Annotated in this window: 23 protein-coding genes; 9 read left to right on the forward strand and 14 right to left on the reverse strand. The window is 70.8% G+C overall.

Annotated features, from left to right (window positions below):
- Positions 1-60: 60 nt before the first annotated feature.
- Together leuE and ABD327_RS23890 are read right to left on the reverse strand one after the other, a co-directional pair.
- Positions 61-717, reverse strand: a complete 657-nt coding sequence (gene leuE, locus ABD327_RS23885) for a leucine efflux protein LeuE (protein ID WP_344452910.1) — start codon at positions 715-717, stop codon at positions 61-63.
- Positions 718-773: 56 nt separating this feature from the next.
- The gene (locus ABD327_RS23890) at positions 774-2,108 is read right to left on the reverse strand and encodes a coiled-coil domain-containing protein (protein ID WP_344452911.1); all 1,335 of its coding nucleotides are present in this window, start codon (positions 2,106-2,108) and stop codon (positions 774-776) included.
- 80 nt (positions 2,109-2,188) lie between these two features.
- On the opposite strand from ABD327_RS23890, the gene ABD327_RS23895 reads away from it, so the two are divergent.
- Complete coding sequence (locus ABD327_RS23895; protein WP_344452912.1) at positions 2,189-2,830, forward strand: hypothetical protein; 642 nt, start codon at positions 2,189-2,191, stop codon at positions 2,828-2,830.
- A 58-nt stretch (positions 2,831-2,888) separates the two neighbouring features.
- On the opposite strand, the gene ABD327_RS23900 is transcribed toward ABD327_RS23895, so the two are convergent.
- The 9 genes from ABD327_RS23900 to ABD327_RS23940 are packed head-to-tail and all read right to left on the reverse strand — an operon-like array spanning position 2,889 to position 11,931.
- On the reverse strand, positions 2,889-3,809 hold the full coding sequence (locus tag ABD327_RS23900) for an ICP22 family protein (RefSeq protein ID WP_344452913.1): 921 nt from the start codon (positions 3,807-3,809) through the stop codon (positions 2,889-2,891).
- A 13-nt stretch (positions 3,810-3,822) separates the two neighbouring features.
- The gene (locus ABD327_RS23905; RefSeq protein WP_344452914.1) at positions 3,823-5,115 is read right to left on the reverse strand and encodes an MCE family protein; all 1,293 of its coding nucleotides are present in this window, start codon (positions 5,113-5,115) and stop codon (positions 3,823-3,825) included.
- Positions 5,115-6,164, reverse strand: coding sequence for an MCE family protein (locus tag ABD327_RS23910; protein WP_344452915.1), 1,050 nt, complete (start codon positions 6,162-6,164; stop codon positions 5,115-5,117). Before ABD327_RS23910 ends, ABD327_RS23905 begins: the two co-directional genes overlap by 1 nt.
- Positions 6,161-7,237, reverse strand: a complete 1,077-nt coding sequence (locus ABD327_RS23915; RefSeq protein ID WP_344452916.1) for an MCE family protein — start codon at positions 7,235-7,237, stop codon at positions 6,161-6,163. Before ABD327_RS23915 ends, ABD327_RS23910 begins: the two co-directional genes overlap by 4 nt.
- A complete protein-coding gene (locus ABD327_RS23920) occupies positions 7,234-8,265 on the reverse strand; it encodes an MCE family protein (protein WP_344452917.1) in 1,032 nt (343 codons plus the stop codon). Before ABD327_RS23920 ends, ABD327_RS23915 begins: the two co-directional genes overlap by 4 nt.
- On the reverse strand, positions 8,265-9,320 hold the full coding sequence (locus ABD327_RS23925) for an MCE family protein (RefSeq protein ID WP_344452918.1): 1,056 nt from the start codon (positions 9,318-9,320) through the stop codon (positions 8,265-8,267). The genes ABD327_RS23920 and ABD327_RS23925 overlap by 1 nt, the downstream gene beginning before the upstream one ends.
- The gene (locus ABD327_RS23930; protein ID WP_344452919.1) at positions 9,320-10,360 is read right to left on the reverse strand and encodes an MlaD family protein; all 1,041 of its coding nucleotides are present in this window, start codon (positions 10,358-10,360) and stop codon (positions 9,320-9,322) included. The genes ABD327_RS23925 and ABD327_RS23930 overlap by 1 nt, the downstream gene beginning before the upstream one ends.
- A complete protein-coding gene (locus ABD327_RS23935) occupies positions 10,357-11,220 on the reverse strand; it encodes an ABC transporter permease (RefSeq protein ID WP_344452920.1) in 864 nt (287 codons plus the stop codon). The genes ABD327_RS23930 and ABD327_RS23935 overlap by 4 nt, the downstream gene beginning before the upstream one ends.
- A 6-nt stretch (positions 11,221-11,226) precedes the next feature.
- A complete protein-coding gene (locus ABD327_RS23940; protein WP_344452921.1) occupies positions 11,227-11,931 on the reverse strand; it encodes an ABC transporter permease in 705 nt (234 codons plus the stop codon).
- Between the two features lie 339 nt (positions 11,932-12,270).
- Here ABD327_RS23940 and ABD327_RS23945 point away from each other — a divergent pair, with 339 nt between their 5' ends.
- The 3 genes from ABD327_RS23945 to ABD327_RS23955 all read left to right on the forward strand — a co-directional run bounded on the left by ABD327_RS23945 (position 12,271) and on the right by ABD327_RS23955 (position 16,539).
- A complete protein-coding gene (locus ABD327_RS23945) occupies positions 12,271-14,499 on the forward strand; it encodes an FdhF/YdeP family oxidoreductase (protein WP_344452922.1) in 2,229 nt (742 codons plus the stop codon).
- 1 nt (position 14,500) lies between these two features.
- Positions 14,501-15,295, forward strand: a complete 795-nt coding sequence (fdhD, locus tag ABD327_RS23950; RefSeq protein ID WP_344452924.1) for a formate dehydrogenase accessory sulfurtransferase FdhD — start codon at positions 14,501-14,503, stop codon at positions 15,293-15,295.
- 62 nt (positions 15,296-15,357) lie between these two features.
- Positions 15,358-16,539, forward strand: a complete 1,182-nt coding sequence (locus tag ABD327_RS23955; protein WP_344452925.1) for an acyl-CoA dehydrogenase family protein — start codon at positions 15,358-15,360, stop codon at positions 16,537-16,539.
- A gap of 43 nt (positions 16,540-16,582) precedes the next feature.
- On the opposite strand, the gene ABD327_RS23960 is transcribed toward ABD327_RS23955, so the two are convergent.
- Entirely contained in the window at positions 16,583-17,284 is a 702-nt protein-coding gene (locus ABD327_RS23960; RefSeq protein ID WP_344452926.1) for a gamma-glutamyl-gamma-aminobutyrate hydrolase family protein, read from the reverse strand.
- Between the two features lie 399 nt (positions 17,285-17,683).
- Between ABD327_RS23960 and ABD327_RS23965 the strand changes: the two genes are divergently transcribed.
- Together ABD327_RS23965 and ABD327_RS23970 are read left to right on the forward strand one after the other, a co-directional pair.
- Positions 17,684-18,850, forward strand: coding sequence for a globin domain-containing protein (locus ABD327_RS23965; protein ID WP_344452927.1), 1,167 nt, complete (start codon positions 17,684-17,686; stop codon positions 18,848-18,850).
- A gap of 5 nt (positions 18,851-18,855) precedes the next feature.
- Positions 18,856-19,470, forward strand: coding sequence for a TetR/AcrR family transcriptional regulator (locus tag ABD327_RS23970; protein WP_344452928.1), 615 nt, complete (start codon positions 18,856-18,858; stop codon positions 19,468-19,470).
- Between the two features lie 73 nt (positions 19,471-19,543).
- On the opposite strand, the gene ABD327_RS23975 is transcribed toward ABD327_RS23970, so the two are convergent.
- A complete protein-coding gene (locus tag ABD327_RS23975; RefSeq protein ID WP_344452929.1) occupies positions 19,544-21,718 on the reverse strand; it encodes an anthranilate synthase component I in 2,175 nt (724 codons plus the stop codon).
- 270 nt (positions 21,719-21,988) lie between these two features.
- On the opposite strand from ABD327_RS23975, the gene ABD327_RS23980 reads away from it, so the two are divergent.
- A complete protein-coding gene (locus ABD327_RS23980) occupies positions 21,989-22,555 on the forward strand; it encodes a VOC family protein (protein WP_344452930.1) in 567 nt (188 codons plus the stop codon).
- An 11-nt stretch (positions 22,556-22,566) separates the two neighbouring features.
- Complete coding sequence (locus ABD327_RS23985; protein ID WP_344452931.1) at positions 22,567-23,208, forward strand: carboxymuconolactone decarboxylase family protein; 642 nt, start codon at positions 22,567-22,569, stop codon at positions 23,206-23,208.
- A gap of 1 nt (position 23,209) precedes the next feature.
- On the opposite strand, the gene ABD327_RS23990 is transcribed toward ABD327_RS23985, so the two are convergent.
- On the reverse strand, positions 23,210-23,833 hold the full coding sequence (locus ABD327_RS23990) for a TetR family transcriptional regulator (protein ID WP_344452932.1): 624 nt from the start codon (positions 23,831-23,833) through the stop codon (positions 23,210-23,212).
- 61 nt (positions 23,834-23,894) lie between these two features.
- Between ABD327_RS23990 and ABD327_RS23995 the strand changes: the two genes are divergently transcribed.
- Positions 23,895-24,701, forward strand: a complete 807-nt coding sequence (locus tag ABD327_RS23995; RefSeq protein WP_344452934.1) for an Fpg/Nei family DNA glycosylase — start codon at positions 23,895-23,897, stop codon at positions 24,699-24,701.
- Positions 24,702-24,734 lie beyond the last annotated feature (33 nt).

A 24,734-nucleotide genomic window follows, 5' to 3' on the forward strand; every position in this document is an offset into this window, starting at 1 on the left:
GACGTCGAAGGGGGTGCGGGCCATCGGCCCGCACCCCCTTCGGCTTTCTCTCGGGCTCGCTCAGCCCGCCGTGGAGGTCGCCAGCTTCGCGGCGAAACCCAGGAAGCCCAGGCCCACCGCGGAGGTCGCGGTCGCCGACAGCCGCTTGCGCCGCCGGAACGCGTCGGCCAGCCAGGTGCCGCCGAAGATGAGCGCGGTCAGGTAGAGCATGCTGAAGACCTGCAGGATCAGCGCGAGCACCAGGAACGACACCGCCGGGTACGGGTAGGCCGGGTCGACGAACTGGACGAAGAAGGAGATGAAGAAGAGGATCGCCTTCGGGTTCAGCAGGCTGATCACCAGCGCTCTGCGGAACGGGCTCTCCCCGGCCTGCGAGGCCGCCGCGGGGACGGCGCGCTCCGGCTCGCGGGAACGCTCGCGCCACATGTTCCAGGCGGCGCGGAGCAGGCCGAAGGCCATCCAGGCGAGGTAGGCCCCGCCGAGGTACTTGACCACCGAGAAGAGCAGGGCGTTCGTCCTCAGCAGGGACGCCGCTCCGACCGCCGTCAGCAGCATCAGCACCGAGTCGCCGAGGAACACCCCGCACATGGCTCGGTAACCGTGCCGTGCGCCGTTCGCGGCGGCGGTGGACAGCGTGTAGAGGGAGTTGGGGCCGGGCAGCAGAATGATCAGGAAGGCCCCCACCGTGTAGGTGGTGAGGTCGGTGATGCCAAACATGCCATTAAGTGTGCCATTCACTGACTTTTGGCCGGGAAGCGAGGAGCCTCCGGCCCTCAGGACACCGCGTCCAGACAGCGCCGGTAGAGGCTCGTCTCCAGCCGTTCGGCGATCGTGCGCTCGAGCGCCCCGACCGGATCGAGCCCCAGACCGGAGAGCCTGCGGGTTATCTTGGCGTGGCGTTCGGCGTAGTGCCCCTCCCACAGTCCCGAGGCCCGCAGCCTGTCCAGTTCGGCCGCGGCGCCCGCGGTGAGCCCGTCCGGCCCGCCCGCGCCCGCCAGGGCGTGCAACGCGTCCAGGAGGTCGCGCAGCGCGGTCATGGCCGGGGGCGCGCCCCCGCCGGGAGTGCCCACCAGCACCTGCCGCCGGGTGCGGACCGCGCCCAGCAGGAAGTCGCCGTCGGTGACGGTCTCGGCCTCGTCGACGAACAGCACGTCGTACTCGCCCGGCGGAAGCGCGTCGGGACCCGCGCAGACCACCCGCGCCGCCTCTCCCGGGGCCGCGGTGAGCAGTTCGTGCCGGGCGGACGTCCGCTCCCGCCACGTCTGCTCGTCGAGCCCGCCGAGGAAGGCGTCGATCTCCCCGCGGTGCCGCTCGACGACCTCCCTGGCCGACTCCAGCTCCCGGCGGGCCTCTTCCACGGTCTGGTCCGCCGTGGCCTCGTGCCGCTCCAGCTCCGCCCGGGTCTCGGCGAGGCGCCCGTCCAGCGCCGTCTCCCGCTCCCGGGACGCGGCGATCGCCGCGTCGGCCTCGGCCAGTGCGGCCTTCGCCTCCGACAGGCGCTCCTCCGCGGCCAGGCCCTCGGTCCTCGCCAGGTCGGCGGGCCCGGCGGTGCGCGCCGCCTCCTCGGCGGCCTCGGCGGCCAGCGCGGACCGCTGCTCGTGCTCGGCGCGCAACGGCTCCAGCTCGGCCTCCAGGCGGGGCATCTCCTCGGTGAGGCGGCGCTGGACCTCCTGCGCGGCCTCCAGCTCCCGGCCGCCCTGGTCCAGGAAGGCCTTCAGCCCGGCCAGCTCGCCCTCGGCACGCTGCCGCGCCTCGTTCAACTCGTTCGCCCGGGCCAGCGCCTGCTCGGCCTCGAGCCTCCGGGAGGCCACCACCGCGCGCAGCTCGGCCAGCTGCGGGCGGCCCGGCGCCAGATGCAGCCGCTGGGCGAAACTCTGCCGCTTGCGTTCGGCGGCCAGCGAGGACTCCGCGCCTGCCAGCCGGTAGTAGGTCGCGTGGCGCAGCGCCTCGGCCTCTGCTGCCAGCCCGCCGACCCGCTCGGCCTCCTCGGCGACGGAGGGCAGCTGGGCCCCGGCCCGCTCCAGCCGCTCCCCCAGGTCGCCCTGGGTCTGCCGGGCCGAGGCCGCCTCGTCCCGCAGCCGGGCGAGCCGCTGCTCCACCTCGGCCATCCTGCCGGCCGCCTCGCCCGCGGCGCCCGCGGCNNNNCGCGGCCTGCCGGGCCGCGGTGTCCGCTGCGCCCTTGGCCTCGGTGAAGGCTTCCAGGCAGCGGGCCGCCTCCGCCGCGGCCTCCTGTTCGGACGCGGCCACCGCCTCACGGGCCTCGAGCGCCCGCGTCACCGCCGCGGACACCTGCTCCCGCTCGGCCTCCAGGGACTCCAGCTCCGCCTTCAGCCGCCGCTCCTGTTCGGCGACGGCGTTCTCCCGCCGCGCCAGCTCGGCCTCGGCGGCCTCCGTCGCGGCCACGTCGCCCGGCCACTGCTCCAGCTTCACCAGGTCCCGGCGCAGGACCCGGAGCTCCTCCTCCCAGCCCGGCCCCACCGGCCGCAGGGCGGCGTCGACCGCCAGGAGGTCGGCGGGCACCCGCGCGGGGTCGCCGAACAGCAGCACCCGCTCCCCCAGCCGGACCGCCTCGGCCACCAGCTCGGCGAGCCGGCCGGACGAGGTGACGACCGCGACCTGCCGGACGTCCCGCCGCTCCGGGTCCAGCAGCGCGCCGGCCAGCGCCGCCCGGTCACCCGGGACGGCGCCCTCCCGCAGCGTCCGCAGCACGGCGAGCCTGGCGTTCCAGTCGGGGCCGGCGGCCCCGGACGACCCCGGCTCTCTTCGGCGGTCCTCCAGCAACTGGTACAGCGCCACCAAGGGGGCGTACTCCACCGAGATCCGCTGCTGAAGTTCCTCCGCGCTCATGGCCGTAAGGTCTCACATCCGGCCGTGCTCCGGCGAACCGGTCACGGCGTGCCGGACGGAGCCGTGGACGGGGCGACGTCCGGGAGCTCCAGCTTCTCGGGGTCGACCTCGTTGCCCTTGTCGTCGGTCATCGACTCCTCGTCGATGCCCAGTACGCCCACCCCGCTGGCCAGCCACTCGCCCTTCACCAGGGTCAGCTCCACCAGCAGCCGCATCCCGGTGACGTTGCGCACGAACTCCTTGCTGGTGATCTGGGTGTCGGCGACGACCATGGCCTTGGCGACGGTCCCGTCGAAGTCGTTGACGAACGTCTCGCGGACGGTGACCTTGGAGTCGGCCTGGAGCTGGGTGATGAGCGGGAACTGTATCTTCACCGCGTTGCCGATCGCGCTCCTGTAATCCGGCGCCGCCAGCGCGGTCAGCCGCTGCTCCCAGCCGTCGAGCTCGGTGTCCTCGTACAGCAGGAAGGCCCGGGCGAACTCCGCGGAACGGGTCCGCACCTGCTGCTGGGTCTGCAGCTCCTCCTCCGCCGACGACCAGGCGCGCCACAGGAACGCCGAGCCCACCAGGGACGCGGTCAGGACGAAGAGCACGAGGACCGGGACGAGCCTGCCGTCCAGGCTGAACCGCCGGCGCGGCTCGTCCGGCTCCGCCGGGGTCTTCTTCCCCACGACGGGCGCGGTCCCGGAGGGCTCGTCCTCCTCGTCCGGCCCGGAGCCGGCGTCCTTCTCGGTATCCGTGCCCGCCTCGGAGTCCGTGTCCGTCTCAGAGCCGGCGTCCGCCTCGGCCACGTCCTCCGGCCCGTTCTTCTCGGGCTTCTCTTCAGGAGCCTCCTCGGCCCCCTTCGGATCGGCCTTCTTCGACTCCGGCTGCTCCGGCTCCGACTTCTCCAGTTCGGGCCGCTCCGGCTCCTTCGCCGACGCGTTCTGGAGCTCTTCTTCGATTCCGGTGCTGTTGCTCATGTCTCTCCAGTGGTCAGCGACCCGCACGACGGCGGACGAGTCGCAGGGAACGGCGGGCGGTCAGTGCCAGGATCACGGCGGCCAGCACGATCGGGACGACGGGCAGCCAGCGGCCGAGCGGCGAGGAGTCCGACGCGGGTGCGGCGTCGGTGACGGGCGCCTCGACCTTCGTGAACGGCCCGGCCTTCTCGGCGGGCTTCTGCGCGTTCTCGGGCCGGGTCCGGCCCGCCTCCCGCTCGATGTCCGCGGTCTTCTGGTAGGCCTTGGTGCAGTAGTAGAGCTGCGGGACGGAGGGCTTGGGCCGCGGCTCGGTGAACTCCCGGGCGACCGGCACGGGACCGCCCGCGGTGATCGCCATCGTCACCCTGACGTAGTGGTTGCCGCTCGGCTCCTTCACGATCACGTCGTCGACGATCTTCGGCATCTTCTGGTGCAGCAGGCCGAGCGCCTGGGAGATCTGCGAGCTGGCCTTCGGGGTGAACACCGACGGGGCCGGAGTGCCCAGCGCCGACAGCAGGCAGCCGATACCCGGTTTGGCCGCCTCGATCATCTGCACGGTGTTGTCCAGGAACTGCGGCCCCCGGTTCAGGATGCTGTCGAGGTCTCCGCGCCGGGCGGCCAGCTCGTCACTGAACGCGGCGATGCCGTCGAGCCCGTTCGCCAGCTGGGGGCCGCCGTCCGCGAGGATCCCGCCGAGCTCGGTCAGCCGCACCGACAGCTCGTCCAGCAGTTCCGCGTTGTCCGCGAGGGTGCCGGTGAGCTGGTTGGCGTCGCCGAGCATGTCGCGCAGGGTGTCGTCCCTGCCCTCGAGGCCGACGGCCAGCTCGTGCAGCAGCGTGTTGGCGTCCTCGGGGCGGACGGCCTCCAGCAGCCCGCCGACGCTCTCGAAGAGCCGCTTGTAGTCGACCGCGACGCTCGTCCGCTCTATCGGGATGCGGTCGCCTTCGCGCAGCGGCCTCGCGGCCGGGGCGGCGTCCGGCTCCAGTTCGATGTAGGGCTCGCCGACCGCGGACTTGCGCAGCACCGCGGCCTTGGCGTTGGAGGGCACGACCACGCCCCGGTCCATGTGCATGGCCACGACGACCTTGCCGCCGGTCAGCCTGACGGTGTCCACGGAGCCGATCCGCACGCCCAGGTAGGCGACCTCCAGGTCGCTGCGCAGCCCGGGCGAGGAGGCGAACTCGGCCTCGACGGTGAAGGGCCTGCGGATCGCGTCGACGGACACGATGCTGGTCAGCGCCCAGACGCACAACACGACGCCCAGCACCGCGAAGGCACCCAGGTTGAGAAGGATCCTGCGCTGCATCAGTCCTCCTTCTTCTTCTGGCCGACCGGGGAGAGGGCCTTGCGGGCCGAGATGCTCAGGTCGACGTTCTCACCGCGGCCGTTGTTGGCGGTGACGTGGCTGGCGTCGGAGTCGAAGCCCATGAACCCGACGAGCCAGGCCTGCATGAGGCCCTGCCCCTTGTAGGTCAGCGACGGCGCCCCGAGCAGCCCGTAGTTGAGGCCCTCGACCAGGGCCTTGAGGTCCTTGCGGCCCCGGACCATCGCCTTGAGCATCCTGTCGAGCTTGCTCAGCAGGTTCTGCAGCCGGGCCCCGTGCTCGGAGTGGATCCGCTCGTTGAACTCCCCGCCGAGGTTCACCAGCTCCTGGACGGCTGCCTTGAGCTCCTTGCGGTCGCGGTGGATCCGTTCGGTGGCCAGGGTCAGCCGTCCGGGCAGCCGGTCGAACTCCCCGCTCTTCTTCGCCAGGGAGTCTCCGAGCCTGTCCAGCCCGTCGATGATGTTCTCCAGGTCCTTCCCGGCGGCGGCGTAGCTGTCGGAGACCTCGCTGATCTGCTTGATGAGCTTGTTGAGCTCCGGCCCCTTGTCGCGGAGCGCGGTGGCGAGCGCGGTGATGATCTGCTCGATGTCCTGGCCGCCGACGGCGGCCAGGACCGGGCCGACCTTCTCGGAGATGCTCTCCAGGTCGGGCTGGACGTGGGTCTGGGTGATGAGCGCGCCCTCCGGCAGGGAGGGCTCGCTGTTCATGGTGCTCCCGTCCGGCAGCGTGATCCTGATGTAGTTCTCGCCCAGCAGGGACGTCTTGGCCACCGAGGCGGTGACGCCCTGCGGCAGCCGGAGGCCCGGCTCCAGTTCCATGACCACGTGCGCCCGGAAACTCTCCTGCAGTTCGATCCCGGTCACGGTGCCGACCGCGACGTCGGAGACCTGCACGCTGTGCCCGACGACCAGGCTCTGCACGTCGGTGAACTCCGCCTCGAACTCGAACCCGCCCTGCGGGGCGCCGATCGTCTGCACCGAGCACGCGCTGGTCGTGGCGGCCAGCACGGCCACGACGAGGAGCTTTCTCATGACGCTCCCGCCTTCTTCTTTTTCTTGCTGTCCTTGTTCTTCTTGGTGATCGTGGGATCGTTGCAGTCGCCGAGCGGCTGGTCCAGGCACGGCACCTGTCCCCAGCCCATCGCCGTGAAGATCGGCTGGAGCCAGGCTCGGGCGATCCCGCCCGGAGGCAGCCGGACGGTGACCATGTGCCGTTTGGGATCCCATGCCTTGACCACCGCGCCGGAGAAGTCCGCCAGGGAGGCGATGGCCTCGGCGAGCGCTTCGCTGTTGGCCTTCATCGTCATGACGACCTCGGAGAGGTCGGCCACGGTCGACGGCAGCTTCTCGTGGTAGACCTCGACGACCAGGTCGCCCTGGCGGATGACCGCCTCGAGACCGGACAGGAAGCCGCGCAGCTGCTCGCGCTCGTCGGCGAGCAGCCCGCCCGCGTCGTTGAACGCCTTGAACAACGCCTTCAGCTTCTCGTCCCGGCGGTTCAGCGAGCCGGCCAGGTCGTTCAGCGAGGTGAGCATCGAGATCAGCCGCTGGTCCTGCGCGGCCAGGTCGCTGGTGAGGTCGCCGACGGTCTGCAGCCCGTGGTTGATGTCCTCGCCGTTGTCGCGCACCAGGTCGGCGCCGCTCTTGAAGGTGGAGCGCAGATTCTCGGGGTCGATCGACTCGGCGAGGTTGGTGAACGCCTCCAGCGCGTCGTCGATCTCCACCGGAAGGTCGGTGCGCTCCTCCGGGATGACGGTGCCCGGCTTCATCCGCTCCACGCCGGGCTTCCACGCCGGGTACAGGATGATGTTCCGCTCACCGATGGTGTTGCTCGACAGGATCGCCGCGCGGGCGTTCGCGGCGACGGGCACGTCGCCGTCGACGCGCAGCCGCACCTTCACCCGCTCCTCGGCCCGGTCGACGTCGATCTTCTCGATCGTGCCGACGTTGGCCCCCATGATCTTCACCCGGGACTTCTCGTACAGGGAGGGGGTCTTGGCGAAGAACACGGTGAGTTCGTAGGAACCCGAGCCGCCGAGGGCGGAGCAGCCGCCGGCGCTGGTCATGACGGTCAGCGCGAGCAGGCCCGCGCACGTCCTTCTCACTTCTTCTCAGTCCCCTTCAGCTTCCGCGCGAGTTCGGCCAGATCGCCCGGGGACACCTGGCCGAGCTGACTGAAGATGACGTCGGTGTAGTTGCCGTGCTGGCCGATGGAGGAGAAGGCCGTCAGCGTGGGCCCCGCCCAGGCCAGAGCGGTGTTCAGCTCATCGGTCTTGGGATCGAGCGCGTTCATGGTGTCCTGCAGGTCGCCGATGATCGCGTTGAGCTGCTTCTGCTGCTCGGAGATCAGGTCGTTGACGCCCCGGACCGCGGAGCTGCCTCCGCCGAGCAGCAGGGTGAGCTGGGTGCGCCGCTGCCGCAGCACCTCGATCAGCGTCATGGCGTTGTTCACCAGGCTGGACAGCGCCGCGTCCTTCTCCTTGACCAGGGTCAGGATCCGGTCGCCGTTGTCGAGCAGCTCGGTGATCCGGCCCTCGCCGGTGTTGAGCTCCTCGGCGATGTCGACGAGGTTGGACATCGACCTGGAGAGTCTCTTGCGGCTCCCCTCCGACAGCCCGCCGATCTGGTCGAGGACCTTGCCGAAGGTCTCGGCGTCCAGTTCCTTCAGCGCGGCGGTGCCCTCCTTCAGAGTGTCGTTGACCGTCGTCGGGATCTCGGTGCGCTCCAGGGGGATGCGCCGCCGCGACTCCGACTGGTCCTCCAGGTAGGGCGTGGTGACCGGGCCGGTGAGCCGCAGGTAGCGCCCGCCCAGGATGTTGGACATCCGGATCTCGGCACGGGTCTGCGGGCCGAGGTCGATGCCGTGGTCGACCTTCCACTTCACCAGGACCAGGCCCTTGTCGAAGTCGGGCTCGACCGAGGTGACCTCGCCGACCTGGACCCCGGCGACCAGGACGTTGTTGCCGTCCTTGAGCCCTCCGGTGTCGCTGAAGACGCCGCTCATCTCGTAGCGGTTCTTCAGCAGGCCCATCGTGCCGGTCAGGAAGGTCGCGGCGATGGCGACGACGAGGGTGGTCAGGGAGACGACGCCGACGACGATCGGCGGGCGGTCGCGGAAGGACTTGAGCGCCATCAGTTCCCTCCGACGAGGATCTTCCGCAGGGTCTGCGGGCTCTGCGGGTCGCCCTGGTAGTTCTTGAGGACGACCGGGTAGGGGCACGGGCCGTCGACCAGGGTGAGGCAGGCGACCCCGCCCTCGGCGTAGTCGCCCGCGTCGAGCATGCTGAACAGCCGCTTCAGCTTGGGCCCGGTCAGGTCCAGCAGTTCCTTGACGCTGCCGACGTTGTCGTCGACGCCCGCGGTGATGATCGCGAGTGCGGCGACGACCTTCTCCAGCTGGTCGCCGTTCTGGCCGATGAGCTTGTCGGAGGTGTGGAACATCTCTCCGAGCTCGACCAGGGAGGAGTCGATCAGCTTGCGGTTGCGCACGAAGGCGTCGCTCAGCTCGACCAGGTTGTCGGTCATCTGGCGGATCTGCCGGTCCCTGCGGGCGATCACACCGGTGACCTTCGTGTAGTTCTCCAGGATCTGGTTCAGCGTGGTCCGCCGGGCGGAGATGGTCGAGGTCAGCTGGTCGACGTTGGCGATCAGCTGGCTGACGTTCTCCTTGTTGCCGTCCATCGCCAGGTAGATCGAGGTGAGGATCTGGTTGAGCTGCTCGGGCTTCAGGCTCCTGGCCAGAGGCGCCATCTGGTCGACCAGCTCGCCGATGTCCACCACCGACCGGGTCTTCGTGATGTGCGCGCCGTCCTTGATCTTCTCCGCGCTGGTGCCGGGGATCAGGTAGACCACCCGCTGGCCGATCGCGGTGCGCCAGCGGATGGCGGCCTCGCTGTCGGCGGGCACCCGGAACTTCTCCTGGACGGTCAGGGTGACCACGGCCTTGCCGCGTTTCACCTCGATCGAGTCGACCTGGCCGACCGGGGCCCCGGCGATCTTGACGACGTCGCCCTTGATCAGCCCGGTGACGTCGTCGAAGGTCGCGAGGACCTGGTAGCCGCCGCCTCCGAAGGAGACCCGGGCGATCTGGGTGCCGATGAGGAAGGTCAGCGTGCCGGTGATCGCGAAGAACACGACCAGTTTCAGCAGCGTCGACCTGCGCAGCCGTTTGCGGGAGCTGAGCGTCATCACTCGCCTCCCTTCTTGGTCTTCTTCTGGATTCCGCCGGACTGCTCGCAGACCCCGAGCAGGATCTGGCAGGGGTTGCTGGGCAGGAGGATCTTCACCGCGAACATGCGGTTGCCGTCCGCGCTGCCGGTGGCGGGCCAGCTGATCTTGCGGTAGACCGGCAGCAGGTTGACGCCGGAGCGGATGCCGGGGCCGAGCAGCCCGAGCTGGGCGTGGATGACGCCGACCAGGCGTTCGCCGGAGCGGAATCCCTCTCGCAGGTCTCCGCCGTGCTTCTGGAAGCCCCGCTTGGTCACGGCGGAGAGGTCCGTGACGCTCAAGGCGAAGTTCCGCAGCCGCCCGTCGCCCTTGGCCGCGGTGTCGATGACCGCGTTGGTGTCGGCGACGAGGGAGCCGATGTCCTCTCCGGCGCCCCGGATGCTCGCCAGACGGCTCAAGTCGTGCAGGAACGTCCGGGCGTTCTTCCGGTTGTCGTGCGCCACCTTCACGATCGTCTCGAGGCTCTCGATGGTCTCGCGCAGGTCCTCGCCCTGGCCGCCGAGGCCCTGGGCCAGCGCGTCGACCACGATCGCGATGTCCCGGGGGTCGAGCGCGGCCAGGGCGGAGTTGGCGTCGTCGAGCAGGTCGTTCAGGTCGCGCGGGTCAGAGGTCTGCGCGATCTTCGAGCCCGCGGGCAGGTAGGGGCCGCTCGTCTCGTGCGCGCCCGGCAGCAGGTTGACGAACTTCGGCCCGAACACCGAGGCGGGCTCCAACGACGCCACCGCCGTGTCGGGCACCCGCACTCCGTCTTCCACCCGCAGGGTGATCCGGGCCCTGCCGTTCTCCTGCAGCTTGACCTCGGCGACCCGGCCGACCTGCATGCCCCGGATCTTCACCGGGGTGGTGGTGCCCACCCCCTGTCCGGCCTGGCCGAACTCGGCGGTGAACAGGGTGCCCTCGGACTCGAAGGGCTTGGCGATCGACACGTACAGCGCCAGCGCGACGGCCAGCAGGGTGGAGGCCGCGATGATGACCCGGCGGCGGAGGCTGAATTCGGTCATCCGGACAACCTCACCGTTCCGCCCTGGCCCCAGAACACGTAGGACAGCAGCAGGTTCAGGACGACGATCATGACCATCGACAACCGGATCGCCCGGCCCGCGGCGGTGCCCACGCCGGCCGGACCGCCGGTGGCGTGGAAGCCGTAGTAGCAGTGGATCGTGATGACCGCGAAGGCGAAGACACCCACCTTGATCGCGCTGAAGATCAGGTCCTCCAGCGGCAGGTAGAGGTGGAAGTAGTAGTCGTAGACGCCGGGGGCGAGCCCGAAGAACTCGGTGCTGACGAACCTCGTGGCGAAGAAGCTGGCGAACAGCGCGATCAGGTAGAGCGGGACCAGCGCGATGAGCGCGGCGACCACCCGGGTGCTGATGAGGTAGGCGAAGGAGTTGATGCCCATCACCTCGAGCGCGTCGATCTCCTCGGAGATGCGCATCGCGCCGAGCTCGGCGGTGAAGGCCGAGCCGCACTGCGCCGCCAGCGCGATCCCCGCGATGATCGGGGTGATCTCGCGGACGTTCATGAAGCTGCCGACCAGCCCCATGAAGGACTCCGCGCCGATGACCTCCAGGCCGGTGTAGACCTGCAGGCCGATCTCGGTGCCGACGAACAGCGACATCGTGAAGGTCACGAAGACCATTCCGCCGCCGACGACCGTGCCGCCGACGCCGATGACGATGTCGCTGACGTGCTGGGCGACGGTCTTGGCGTACTTGAACCTGAAGAGGATGTCGCGGATCGAGTACAGGAGCACCCGGCCCAGGAAGATCGGCCAACCGGACAGACCGGCGAACTTCTCGACCGCGGCCGTGCTGCCCCTGCTCGCGCCGAGCGCGACCTTGCGGGGGGCGTTGATCAGCATTCGGGCTCAGATCTTGGGAGGGAAGGCGATGACGTAGATGGTGGTGATCACGTAGTTGAAGCCGAAGACGAGCATCAGCGCGACCACTGTCGCCTGGTTGACCGCCCGGCCCACGCCGACGGGGCTCTGCGCGCAGGTCATGCCCTTGTAGCAGGCGACCATCGCGGCGATGAGGCCGAACAACCAGGCCTTGAAGAGCGTGACCACGAGGTCGGAGATCCGCAGCAGGCCCAGCGCGCCGTCGAAGTAGGCGCCGGGGGTCACGTTCTGCAGGAGGACGTTGAAGAAGAACCCGCCGATCGCTCCGGACAGGATGACCAGGGAGGCCAGCATGGTGGAGACCATGCTCGCCGCCCACATGCGCGGGGTCACCAGTCGGTGGATCGGGTTGACGGCCATCACCTCCATGGCCGAGAGCTCGTCGCGGATCCGCCGGGCCCCCATGTCCGAGGTCATCGCGGAGCCTCCGGCTCCCGCGATGACGAGGGCCGCGGCGAGGGGTGCGACCTCCCGGACCAGCCCGACGACGACCGCGCCTCCGGTGGCCGACTGCGCGCCCAGCTGGCCGGCCAGGTCACCGACCTGGAGGGCGACGGTCGCGCCCAGGGGAATCGCGATGAGGATGACGGGGAGGGTGGTGACCCTCGCCAGGAACCAGCACTGCTCGACGAACTCCCAGAACCAGTTCCGTACGTCCCAGGTTCGTCTCAAACCTTCCAGGGCGATGGTGAACAGGTCACCGGTCTGGGTAAGAAGGTCCCGAACCCTACTGGTGACCACCACCGGCACACTCGCCACAGGCCACCTCCACGAGCGTAATGGATCGTTTACTGACCAAGCGCTTGGTACGGTAACGCGCGTCACACTGGGTCCACAAGACCCCGGATCCAATAGATGGCGAAGAGATGAAAGTGCCCGCATTTTCACAGCTATCACTTCCCTTTCCCTCCTGGCAGGCCCCTTGGCACGATCCGGCCAGCCCGGGCCGCGCGGACCGCGTCCCCTGATTAGGCTGGACCTGCGCTTTTCCCGCCAGTCAGGAGCCCCGCCATGACCTCCCCGCAGCACCCGTCCCGGGTGTCCCCGCCACCGGAGCACGCGGCGGGAGCCGCAGGTGTGGCGCACGCGCTGCGCACGGCCCTGCCGCAGATGGGAGTGCGGCGCACGGCGCTCGCGCTGCTGCGGGTCAACCAGAAGGACGGCTTCGACTGCCCCGGCTGCGCCTGGCCCGAAGGGGAGCGGCGGCACCGCGCCGAGTTCTGCGAGAACGGGGCCAAGGCCGTCGCGGAGGAGGCGACCACCCGGCGCGTCATGCCGGAGTTCTTCGCCGAGCACTCCGTCACCGACCTCGCCGCGCGCTCCGACCACTGGCTCGGGCAGCGGGGCAGGCTGACCGCCCCGATGGTCAGGCGCGAGGGCTCCGACCACTACGAGCCCATCACCTGGGAGGAGGCGGTCGGGCTGGTCGCGCGGGAGCTGCGCGGGCTCGACTCGCCCGACGAGGCGGTCTTCTACACCTCGGGACGCACCGGCAACGAGGCGGCGTTCGTCTACCAGCTGTTCGTCCGGGCCTTCGGCACCAACAACCTGCCCGACTGCTCGAACATGTGCCACGAGTCCTCGGGCGCCGCGCTCACCGAGACGATCGGCCTGGGCAAGGGCTCGGTGCTGCTGGAGGACCTGCACCAGGCCGACCTCATCCTCGTCGTGGGCCAGAACCCCGGCACCAACCACCCCCGCATGCTCTCGGCGCTGGAGCGCGCCAAACACGGCGGGGCGCGGATCGTGGCGGTCAACCCGCTGCCGGAGGCCGGGCTGATGCGGTTCGACAACCCGCAGCGCCCGTCGGGGCTGCTGGGCCGGGGCACCCGGCTGTCCGACCTGTTCCTGCAGATCCGGGTGAACGGCGACCTGGCGCTGTTCCAGGCGCTCAACCACCTGCTGCTCCGGAACGACGAGGTCGACCACGGGTTCGTGCGGGAGCACACCACCGGCTTCGAGGAGTTCGCCGCGCACGCCGCCGGACTCGACTGGGCGGACGTGCTGGAGGCCACCGGACTGGAACGCGGGCGGATCGAGGAGCTCTACGAGCTGGTCCGCGGCTCGCAGCGCGTCATCGTGTGCTGGGCGATGGGCCTGACCCAGCACCGCAACTCCGTCGCGACGATCCGCGAGGTGGTGAACTTCCTGCTGCTGCGCGGCAACATCGGCCGCCCCGGGGCCGGGGTCTGCCCGGTGCGCGGCCACTCCAACGTCCAGGGCGACCGGACGATGGGCATCAACGAGAAGCCCCCCGAGGCCTTCCTCGACGCGCTGGAGAAGGAGTTCGCCTTCACCGTGCCCCGCGCCCACGGGTACGACACCGTGCGGGCCATCCAGGCGATGCGGGACGGGCGCGTGCACGTCTTCTTCGCCATGGGCGGCAACTTCGTGCGGGCCACCCCCGACTCGCGCGTCACAGAGGCGGCCCTGCGCTCGTGCAGGCTGACCGTCCAGGTCTCCACCAAGCTCAACCACTCGCACACGGTGACCGGGCGGCAGGCGCTCATCCTGCCCGCGCTGGGGCGCACCGAGGACGACCTGGGTCGGTTCGTCACCGTCGAGGACTCCATGGGCATGGTCCACGCCTCCCGGGGCCGCCTCGCCCCCGCCTCCCCCCTGCTGCGCTCGGAGGTCGAGATCGTCTGCGACCTGGCCCGCGCCACCCTGGACACCGACCTCGGCTGGGCGGAGATGGCCGACGACTACGACCTCATCCGCGAGCACGTCTCCCGGGTGGTGCCGGGCTTCGAGGACTTCAACGCCAGGGCCCGGCGGCCCGAGGGATTCGTCCTCCCGCACCCGCCGCGCGACAGCCGGACGTTCATCACCCCCACCGGCAGGGCCCTGTTCACGGTGAACGAGCTGGAGGTGCTGCGGGTCCCCGAAGGGCGGCTCATCCTGCAGACCGTGCGCAGCCACGACCAGTACAACACCACCATCTACGGGCTGGACGACCGCTACCGGGGCATCAAGGGCGGCCGGATGGTCGTCTTCGTCAACCCCGACGACCTGGCGGACCTGGGCCTGGCCGACGGCGAGACCGTCGACCTCGTCAGCGAGTGGACGGACGGCGAGCGCCGGGCGCCCGGGTTCCGGGTGGTCTCCTACCCCACCGCGCGGGGCTGCTGCGCCGCCTACTTCCCCGAGACCAACGTCCTGGTGCCGCTGAAGAGCACCGCGCGGATCAGCAACACCCCCACCTCCAAGTCCGTCGTCGTCCGGCTCGAGCGGGCCTGACGTGGGGAGGATCACCGAACGCCGCAGGGTCGAGCGCTGGAACGGCGATCTGCGGGACGCCCGGGTGGACACCCTGGCGGTGGAGGAGCCGCTGGAGATCCGGGTCGACGGGCGCCCGCTCACGGTCACGATGCGCACGCCGGGCGCGGACTTCGACCTGGTGGCGGGCTTCCTGCTGTCCGAAGGCGTGATCGGCGCCTCCGGGGACCTGGTGGCGATGAAGCACTGCGGGGACGACGACTACAACGTCGTGGACGTCCGGCTCGCCGTCCCCTACGAGGGTCCGGAGCGCGCCTTCCTCACCAGTTCGGCCTGCGGGGTCTGCGGCAAGAGCAGCATCGAGGAACTGTCCTGCCGCGTGCGCTGGAACCTGGCGGAAGACGAGGTGCGGGTGTCGGCCGAGACGCTGCGCGGGCTCCCGGGGACGCTGCGCGAGGCCCAGCGGGTGTTCTCCCGGACGGGCGGGCTGCACGCCGCCGGCCTGTTCTCCGCCTCGGGCGAGCTGCTCTGCCTGCGGGAGGACGTGGGCCGGCACAACGCGGTCGACAAGGTGGTGGGCCACTGCCTGAGGGAGGGCCTGCTGCCGCTGCGCGGCCATGTGCTGCTGGTCAGCGGGCGCGCCTCGTTCGAGCTGACGCAGAAGGCCTGGACGGCGGGGATCCCGGTGCTGGCCGCGGTCTCCGCGCCGTCCTCGCTGGCCGCCTCCCTGGCCGAGGAGGCCGGGCTCACCCTCGTGGGCTTCCTGCGCCCGCCCACCTTCAACGTCTACACCGGCGGGGACAGAGTCTGTCAGTAACCACTTACTGCGATCGGTTAGGGTGTGCACCGAAGCCAAGACCTAGATCAAGGAGGCGACCGGTGGACTTCACCCTGCCGGAGAGCGCACAGGCCGTCCGCGACGGCATCTCCGCCGTCACCGCCAAGTACGGCTACGACTACTGGGACAAGTGCGACGCCGACCACCGCTGGCCCGAGGAGGTCTTCCGGGACCTCGCCGAGGGCGGCTGGCTGGGCCTGGCCGTCCCCGAGGAGTACGGCGGCGGCGGGCAGGGGCTGCTGGAGCTGGCCGTGGCGCTGGAGACCCTCGCGGCCTCCGGGGCGGGCGCCGCGGCGTCCTTCATCTACCTGCTCACCCCCGGCTTCGGCGCGCTGACCGTCAACCGGCACGGCACCGAGGAGCAGAAGCAGAGGTTCCTCCCCAAGCTGGCCACCGGCGAGTTCGAGACCTGCTTCGCGCTCACCGAGCCCGACGCGGGCAGCAACGCCGTCAACATCGCCACCCACGCCCGCCGCGACGGCGACGGCTGGCTGGTCAAGGGCCAGAAGATCTGGATCTCCGGCGTCGAGCGCGCCGACCACATGCTCCTGGTCACCCGCACCATCCCCGCCGCCGAGGCCAAGCCGCGCACCGCGGGCTTCACCGTCTTCCTGGTGGACGTCAAGGCGGGCGTCGAGGCCGGCACCCTCACCTACCAGCCCATCCCGAAGATGGGCACCAACACCGTCGCCTCCAGCATGGTGTTCCTCGACGACCTGCGGGTCACCGAGGCCGACGTGCTGGGCCAGGTCGACGGCGGGTTCGCGGTGCTGTGGGACATCCTCAACCCCGAGCGCATCCTGGCGGCGGCGTCCGGCGTCGGCGGCGCCGAGGCCGCGCTGAAGGTCGCGGTGTCCTACGCCACCGAGCGCGCCCCCTTCGGCAAGCCGATCGGCGCCAACCAGGCGGTGGCCTTCCCGCTGGCCAAGATCAAAGCGCAGACCGAACTGGCCCGGCTGATGACCTACAAGGCCGCCTGGCTGTGGGACCGCGCCGAGCCGTGCGGCAGCGAGGCCAACATCGCCAAGCTGACCGCCTCCGAGGCGGCCTGGCAGGCGGCCGACCGCACCTTCCAGGCGCACGGCGGCATGGCCTACTCGCTGGAGTACCCGGTGGCCCGGATGTTCCGCGACGCCCGCATCGGCAAGAACATCCCGGTGGCCGAGGAGCTCGTCCTCGCCCACATCGCCCAGCACGACCTCGGCCTGCCCAAGAGCTACTGAGGGGGCAAGAGCCGCTGAGCGGGCACGGACCACCGGGCCCGGCTCACTTCGCGGCGGCCTCCGTCAGCGCCTCGAAGAGGCGGAGGTCGTCGCCCTCCTCGGGGTGCCACTGCACCCCGACGCCGAACCGGTGGCCCTGCACCTCCACGGCCTCCACCACCTGGTCCCCCGCCCAGGCGACGGGGACGAGGCCGCGGCCCAGGTGCCGCACCGCCTGGTGGTGGTAGGTCGGCACGTCGACGAGTTCGCCGAGGACGCGTCCGGTCAGGCTGTCGGGGGCGACGCGCACCCGGTGCCGGGTGAACCTCCCCTGCTGCGGCAGGTGCCTGTCGTGCCCCACCTCGTCGGGCAGGTGCTGGATGAGGGTGCCGCCCTGCACCACGTTGAGCAGCTGCATGCCCCGGCAGACGGCGAGGAACGGCCGGTCCGCCTCCATCGCGGCGCGCAGCAGCGCCGACTCCCAGCGGTCGCGCGGCAGGTCCGGGACGCCGGTGCGCTCGTGGGGGGCCTCCCCGTACCGCGCGGGCTCGACGTCGGGGCCTCCCGCGATCACCAGCCCGTCCAGCCTGGACATCAGCAGTTCGACCCCGTCCAGTCCCGCGGGGGGCGGCAGCAGCACCGGCACTCCCCCCGCGCGCTCGACCGAGCGCGGGTAGGAGGTGGCCAGCAGCGCGGCCTCCCTGACCCACACGCCCCAGCGCGCGGCCTCCTGGTAGGTCGTGATCCCGATCAGAGGTCTGGTCATCCCACCCCTTCCGTCTCACGGGTAGCTTGCCGCAATTCGACGGCGGGCGCAGCACCTCCGCCGTTCCGCGCCCTCTTGCGATCAGGTCGAGATCGGAGGAGGGCGGCCCGGAATTCCCGTGGAGCCGCCCCCGTAAAACCCTTGGGTACGGAGAAACTAGAAAATACTCTCTTGAGCTCTATTTCTATAGAAGGCTGCGCAAAATCACATAACTTCTCCCATTTCGAGAGTTTTAGGTTTTTGGTGGGAAGATGTTGAGCTTTGCCACCTGGGATGCGACACTCTGCGTGAGTGATCGACAGCACGTGATCGCGTAGTGGGACACCGGGGAGGGGGCGCCCCGGCCCGCGACGCGCTGGGGCGGGCGAGAACCGTACGCCAGGAGGGCCTGAATCCGGCATGGCCGTGAACACCGCGCTGGTCAAGGAGAGTTTCGCACTTCTCGCACCGCGCATCGAGCCCTTGACCGCCTATTTCTACGCCAGGCTCTTCGCCGCGAATCCGGATCTGCGGACGATGTTCCCCCCCGCCATGGACGGGCAGCGGGGACGGCTCTTCCGGTCCCTCGCCGAACTGGTCGAGATGCTCGACGAACCGGCGGGACTGCGGGCCAGGCTGGCGGAGATGGGCCGCGACCACCGCAAGTACGGGACCAACGAGGAGCACTACACGGCGGTGGGCGAGGCGCTGCTGGCCGCCCTCGGCAGGTTCCTCGGCCCGCGTTGGACGCCCGCCCTCCAGCAGGAGTGGACGGCCGTCTACGGCCTCATCGCCGACACCATGAAGCAGGCGGCCCGCGACGCCGCCGAGAGCACCCCCTCCTGGTGGATCGGCGAGATCGTCGGGCACGAGCGGCGGGCCGACGACCTGGCCGTGCTGACCGTCCGGCCGGACCAGCCGCTGCCGTTCGCCGCGGGCCAGTACCTCACCGTCCAGACCTCGCACTGGCCGCGGGAGTGGCGGCCCTACTCCATCGCCAACCCCCCGCGCGAGGACGGGCTGATCGGCCTCCACGTCAGGGCGCTGCCCGGCGGCTGGGTGAGCGGCGCGCTGGTGCGGCGCGCCGAGGTCGGGCAGGCGCTGCTGCTCGGCCCCGCCCGGGGCTCCATGACCCTGGACCCCGGCTCGGACCGCGACCTGCTGTGCGTGGCCGGGGGCACCGGCCTCGCCCCGCTCAAGGCGCTCGCCGAGGAGGCGCTGGCACGGGGACGGCGCGTCCTGCTGGTGTTCGGGGCCCGCACCGGGAAACGGCTCTACGACCTGGACGGCCTGCGCGCGCTGGCGGCCGCCCACCCCGGGCTCAGGGTCATCCCGACGGTCTCGGACGAACCCTTCCACCCGGGGCTGCAGGGCACCGCGGCCGAGGCCGTCGGAGGCCTGCGGGACTGGTCGGAGCACGACGTCTACGTCGCGGGCCCGCCCGGCATGATCTCCGCGACGGTCGCCCGCCTGCGCCGGCTGGACGTCCCGGACGAGCGCGTCCGCCACGACCCGCTGCCCGGCGTCGCCGGCGGGCCGCTTCCCGCCTCCCCCTCGGCACCGCCCGCACTCGATTACCTACAGTGAGGTACATGGGGGATGTGGACACGGGTCATCTGATGGACCTGGCGATGCGGCTGTTCGCCGAACTGGGGTACGACGGGACCTCGACGCAGCTGATCGCCGACGCCGCCGGCATCCCGGCCGGGCGCCTGGTCGAGCTCGTCGGGAACAAGGCTCAGCTGTACCAGGCGGTGGTGGCGCGGTCGCAGGAGGCCGAGGAGCACGCCGTGGAGGCGGCGCTCGACGCCTTCGTCCCCACCCGCCAGGGGGTGATCGACCTGATCGACGCCCTGCTGGACTTCTACGCCGACCATCCGCAGTTCCTGACCCTGTGGCTGCACCGCTGGGCGGGGGACGCCGCCGACATGCCGGGCCCGGAGATCTACATCCGCGGGCTGTCCCAGCGGCTGGCAGACGCGATCAAGGACGTCGTGGAGCCCGACATCGACCTCGACCACCTGGTCTGGACGCTCGTGTGGTGCATCTTCGGCTTCCTGACCAGCGGCGTCCAGCCGGCGGCCTCCGCGGCGCACCCCGGCTACCGCACCCCCTACGACCCCCGGTCCCTGATCGGTTTCCGCGCCTACCTGCACGCCCTGATCACCCGCCTGACCAGGCCCCCCGCCGGCTCGACGGCCCTCTGAGCGCCCCGGCACGGTATGCCCGGGCCCCGGTTCCACCGCTCACACGGCGGAACCGGGCTCCACGGCCCTCCCGCTAAGCCTCGCGGACCTGGCGCAGGACGTTGGCGATGATGCGGTGGCCGTGGCCTCCGGCGGCGGTGAGGATCGACTCCGGGTGGAACTGCACGGCCCAGCGGCGGCGTGCCGGGGCCTCGATGGACATGACGACGCCGTCCTCGGTCATCGAGGTGATGGCGAATCCGGTGTCGCCCAGCAGTTCCTCGGTGGTGTGCAGCGAGTGGTAGCGGGCCGCGGTGAACTCCTCCGGCAGGCCCTCCAGGACCTCGCCGCCCAGGCGGCGGACCCGGCCCGGCTTGCCGTGCTGCGGGTAGGACAGCACCGCCAGCCGCCCTCCCGCGTGCTCGACCATCGCCTGCAGGCCCAGGCAGACGCCGAAGGCCGGCTTGTCGCGGGCGTCGATCGCCTTGAGCAGCGCGTCGGTGTCGAAGTCCGCCGGGCGGCCCGGGCCCGGGGAGAGCACCACGAGGTCGGGGTCGAGCTCGTCCAGCACGCGCTCGGGGAAGCCGAAGCGCAGCGTCGTCACCTCCGCGCCCTGCTGGCGGAAGTAGTCGGCCAGGGTGTTGACGAAGGAGTCCTGGTGGTCGACGAGCAGCACCCTCAGGCCCTGCCCGGCGAGCTCGGCCTCCGGTTCGGCGGCGGGCCCGGCCGCGGCGGCGCCACCCTGCGAGGTGGCCAGGGCCTCCAGCAGCGCGCTGGCCTTCAGCAGGGTCTCGCGCTCCTCTGCGTCGGGGTCGGAGTCGTACAGCAGGGTCGCCCCGGCGCGCACGGCCGCGACGCCGTCGCGGATCTGCGCGGTGCGCAGGGTCAGGCCGGTGTTCATGGAGCCGTCGAAGCCCACGTAGCCGACGGCCCCGCCGTACCAGCGGCGCGGGGTCTCCTCGTTGTCCTCGATGAACTGCATCGCCCAGGTCTTGGGCGCGCCGGTGACCGTCACCGCCCACATGTGGGTGAGGAAGGCGTCCAGGGCGTCGAAGCCGGGCCGCAGCCGCCCCTCGATGTGGTCGACGGTGTGGATGACGCGGGAGTACATCTCGATCTGGCGGCGGCCGATGACCTTGACGCTGCCCGGCACGCACACCCGGGACTTGTCGTTGCGGTCGACGTCGGTGCACATCGTCAGCTCGGACTCCTCCTTGAGGGAGCTGAGCAGGGTGCGGATGTTCTCGGCGTCCTCGAGCGGGTCCCCGCCGCGCTGGATGGTGCCGGAGATCGGGCAGGTCTCGACCCGGTCGCCGGTGACCCGGACGAACATCTCGGGGGACGCGCCGACGAGGTACTCGCCCTCTCCGAGGTTGAAGAAGAACTCGTACGGGGCCGGGTTGACCTCCCGGAGCCGCTCGAAGAACCGGGCCGGGGAGTCGCAGGGGCCGTACATGACCTGGCCCGGGACCACCTCGAAGAGGTCGCCGCGGATGAACTTCTCCTTGGCGCGGCGGACCACCTCGGCGTAGTGGCCGGCCTCCGGCTGGCCGGGGACCTCCTTGGGCACCGGGACCGGGGTCGGCTCGGTGCCCCGGGGCAGGCCCCGCGTGTCCCCCTCCCCGGTGGAGAAGTCGTAGGAGAAGCGGGTGTAGGACTCGCGCTTGCGGTCGATGACCAGCAGCTCGTCGGCCAGGTGCAGGACCAGGTCGCGGTGGTCGGGCGAGCGCGGGATGCGCTGCTCGATCGGCTCGAACTGGAAGGAGAGGTCGTAGCCGAACGCGCCGTACAGGCCCAGGTGGGGGTCGGCGTCCGCGGGGTCGGCGGGCCGGAACAGCCCGGCGACGGCGCGCAGCGCGGTGAAGACCGTGGGCTGGCGGCTGCGCTCCTCCTCGGCGAAGACCTCCTCGCCGCGCGGGACGTGGACCTCGACGAACCCGGGCTCGTCCGCCCTCACCTCGCCGGTGCCGCGCATGACGGCGGCGACGGCGGGCAGCAGCGCCTCTCCCCTGGCGTTCAGGGCCCGGGCGCTGACGGTGCGCCCCCGCGCGACGAGTTCCAGCGACGGGTCGACGTAGCCCATCGCCCAGCGGCTGTAGCGGCCCGGATACTCCATCCCGGAGCTGAGCACACCGCCGCGCCGCACCTCGACGGCGGAGACGAGCCGGGCTAGGAGCTCGGCCTCGTTGTCGGCGTCCACCGGGACCGCGGTCCGGGTGACCGTGATGCCACCCGCGGTCCGGTAGGTCGTGCTGGTCTGACTGTCCACCCTCTGGTCTCCTCTTGGCCGGGCCGGCTCAGGACGGAAACACGAAACGACCGCCCTGAGGGCGGTCGCTGGGTTCAGAACATGCTCAACCGGCGCCGCCTCAGCGACGCCACCACCACTGGATGATCGTTTCGGTCCGCATGATGAGAGCAGGCTATCGGGTCCCCGGCGCGTTGGCCAAGCAGAACCATCCCCCGACAGGGTTTTGTCATGGCACGGTTCCTGCCAGGATAGGACCAAAAGCAATCGCTTACTTGGTGGGTGGGGTTCGTGGCGAACGTCGAATTCGAGATGCGGGGCTTCAACCACCTCGCGTTGGTGTGCAGCGACATGCAGAAGACGGTGGACTTCTACCAGGGGCTGCTGGGCATGCCCCTGATCAAGACCATCGAACTGCCCTTCGGCTACGGGCAGCACTTCTTCTTCGACGCGGGCAAGGGCGACGCCCTGGCCTTCTTCTGGTTCGCCGACGCCCCCGAGGCCGTCCCCGGGATCTCCGCGCCCAAGGGCGTGCCCGACTCCGGCGAACTGCTCTCGGCCGTCGGCTCGATGAACCACATCGCCATCGACGTCCCCGCGGAGAGGCTCGAGGAGTACCGCGAGAAGCTCATCGCCAAGGGCGTCGAGGTGGGCAACATCCTCAACCACGACGACAGCGAGTACGGCGCCGCCCCCGCCTGGGACGAGGGCGTGTTCGTCAGGTCCCTGTACTTCAAGGACCCCGACGGCATCCTCGTGGAGTTCGCGGGCTGGACCCGCGCCCTGGACCGCCCCGAGGACGTCCGGCACACCCCGAAGACCGCCGCCGACCTCACCCGCAACCGCACCAGCGACTGAGAGGACCAGACATGCCGAGACTGCGCCAGGTCAAGCGAGACGAGACCGACGACTCGCTGGTCCTGTTCTTCTACGACCGGCTGTTCGGCGAGGGCGTCGACCCCGTCGAGAAGCCCGGCACCGCCACCGGCACCCCCGGCGACTGGTGGACCACCTTCGCCCTGGACAGCACCATCTTCAAGCACTGCGTGAAGGGCTTCCAGCTCTACCGCGGCGTCAAGCTCGACCCGCTGCTGCGCGAACTGGGCCAGACCCTCGCCGGCTACCTGCGGGGCAGCCAGTTCGTCTTCTCCCAGCACTGCAAGCAGATGCGCGCGATGGGGGTGCCCGAGGAGAAGATCCAGGCGATCCCTTCCTGGGAGGTCAGCGACGTCTTCGACGAGCTGGAACGTGCCGTTCTGGCCTACACCAACGCCCTCGTCCTGGGCGGCGGCCGGGTCCGCGACGAGGTGTTCGACGTGCTGAAGAAGCACCTGCCCGACGAGCAGATCCTCGAGCTGACCTACACCACCTGCCTGTACGACATGCACGCGGTGATGACCAAGGCCCTGCGCCTGGAGTTCGACGACCGCGACGAGGCGATCACCGAGGTGGCGGCCCCCGAGGGGTACGGCGACCGCGACATCGCCGACGACATCACCGGCGGGGCCTGAGTCAGGACGGGGAGACCTCCGAGAAGGCGGCGGCGGGCAGGCCCCTGAGCACCAGGTCGGTCAGCGCGTCCACCACGCTCTCCCGCGGCACCTCGGGATGGTCCAGCCACCAGTCGCCCGCGTTCTGGACCATCCCGACGATCGCGTGGCCCCACACCTGGGCCCGGATCCGGTCGCCCGGCGTGCCCTCGCCCGCCATCAGCTCCGCGATCTCCCGGCCCAGGCTCTGCATCACCGTGGACATCACGCTGTGCGTGGCGGAGTCCTCGGTCCTGGCCCGGTGCATGAGGAAGCGGTAGAAGTTCAGGTTCTCGGAGATCATCGACAGGTAGGTGTCGATGCCGCCGCGCACCCGGTCGGGGGTCTCCTCGGCGCTGAGCATCCGCGCCCTGATCGCCTCGATCAGCACCCGGCTGTGCCGCTCGGCCAGGGTCCGGTAGAGCCCGCTCTTGGCGCCGAAGTGCCGGTAGAGGATGGGTTTGCTGACGCCGGCCTCGGCCGCGATGGCCGCCATCGACGCCTCGGGCCCCTCCCGCTGGATCACCGCGTCCGCGGCCTCGAGCAGCGCGCGGCGGCGGTCGGGGTCCCGCCCTCCCGTGCCCGTGCCCGTACTCCCTGTGCTCACGGCGCAAACGTTACGGGCAGGACGATCTCCCCCGCCAATCGGATGCCGGTATCGTCGGCACGTGCCCGAAGGTCATGTCATCCACCGCCTCGCCCGCAGGTTCACCGAGGCGTTCGCGGGCCGTCCGGTCGCGGCCGCCAGCCCCCAGGGACGTTTCGAAGAGGGCGCGGCCCGGCTGCACGGACAGCCGGTGACCGAGGCCGAGGCCCACGGCAAGCACCTGCTCGTCGGGTTCCCGGTCGGCTGGCTGCACGTCCACCTGGGCCTCTACGGCAAGGTGACCTGGGGAGAGGCGCCCGCGCCCGCCCCGGTCGGCCTGATCCGGCTGCGGCTGGCGAACGAGGAGACCTACTTCGACCTGCGCGGCCCCGCCGCCTGCGAGCTGCTCACCCCCGGCGAGAAGGACGCGCTGCACGCCCGGCTCGGCCCCGACCCCCTGCGCCCGGACGCCGACCCCGACCGCGCCTGGACGATGGTCAGCAGGAGCAGGCAGCCCGTCTCCACCCTGCTCATGGACCAGAAGGTCATCTCCGGGGTCGGCAACATCTACCGCGCCGAGGTGCTCTTCCGCCACCGGATCGATCCCCGGAAGGCGGGAAAGGACCTGACCCGCGAGGAGTGGAAGGCGATCTGGACCGACCTCGTGGAGCTCATGGCCGACGGCGTCGAGGCGGGCAGGATCGACACGGTGCGGCCCGAGCACACCCCGGAGGCCATGGGGCGCCCGGAACGGGTGGACGCGCACGGCGGCGAGGTCTACGTCTACCGGCGGGCCGGGCTGCCCTGCCTGGTCTGCGGCCGGGAGGTGCGCACCGAGGCCCTCCAGGCGCGCAACCTGTTCTGGTGCCCCCGCTGCCAGGAGCCCTGAGCCGCCGCGCCGGGACGGGCGCGGCGGAACGGC

The organism is Actinocorallia aurantiaca (genome assembly GCF_039533685.1).
Classification (GTDB): domain Bacteria; phylum Actinomycetota; class Actinomycetes; order Streptosporangiales; family Streptosporangiaceae; genus Actinocorallia; species Actinocorallia aurantiaca.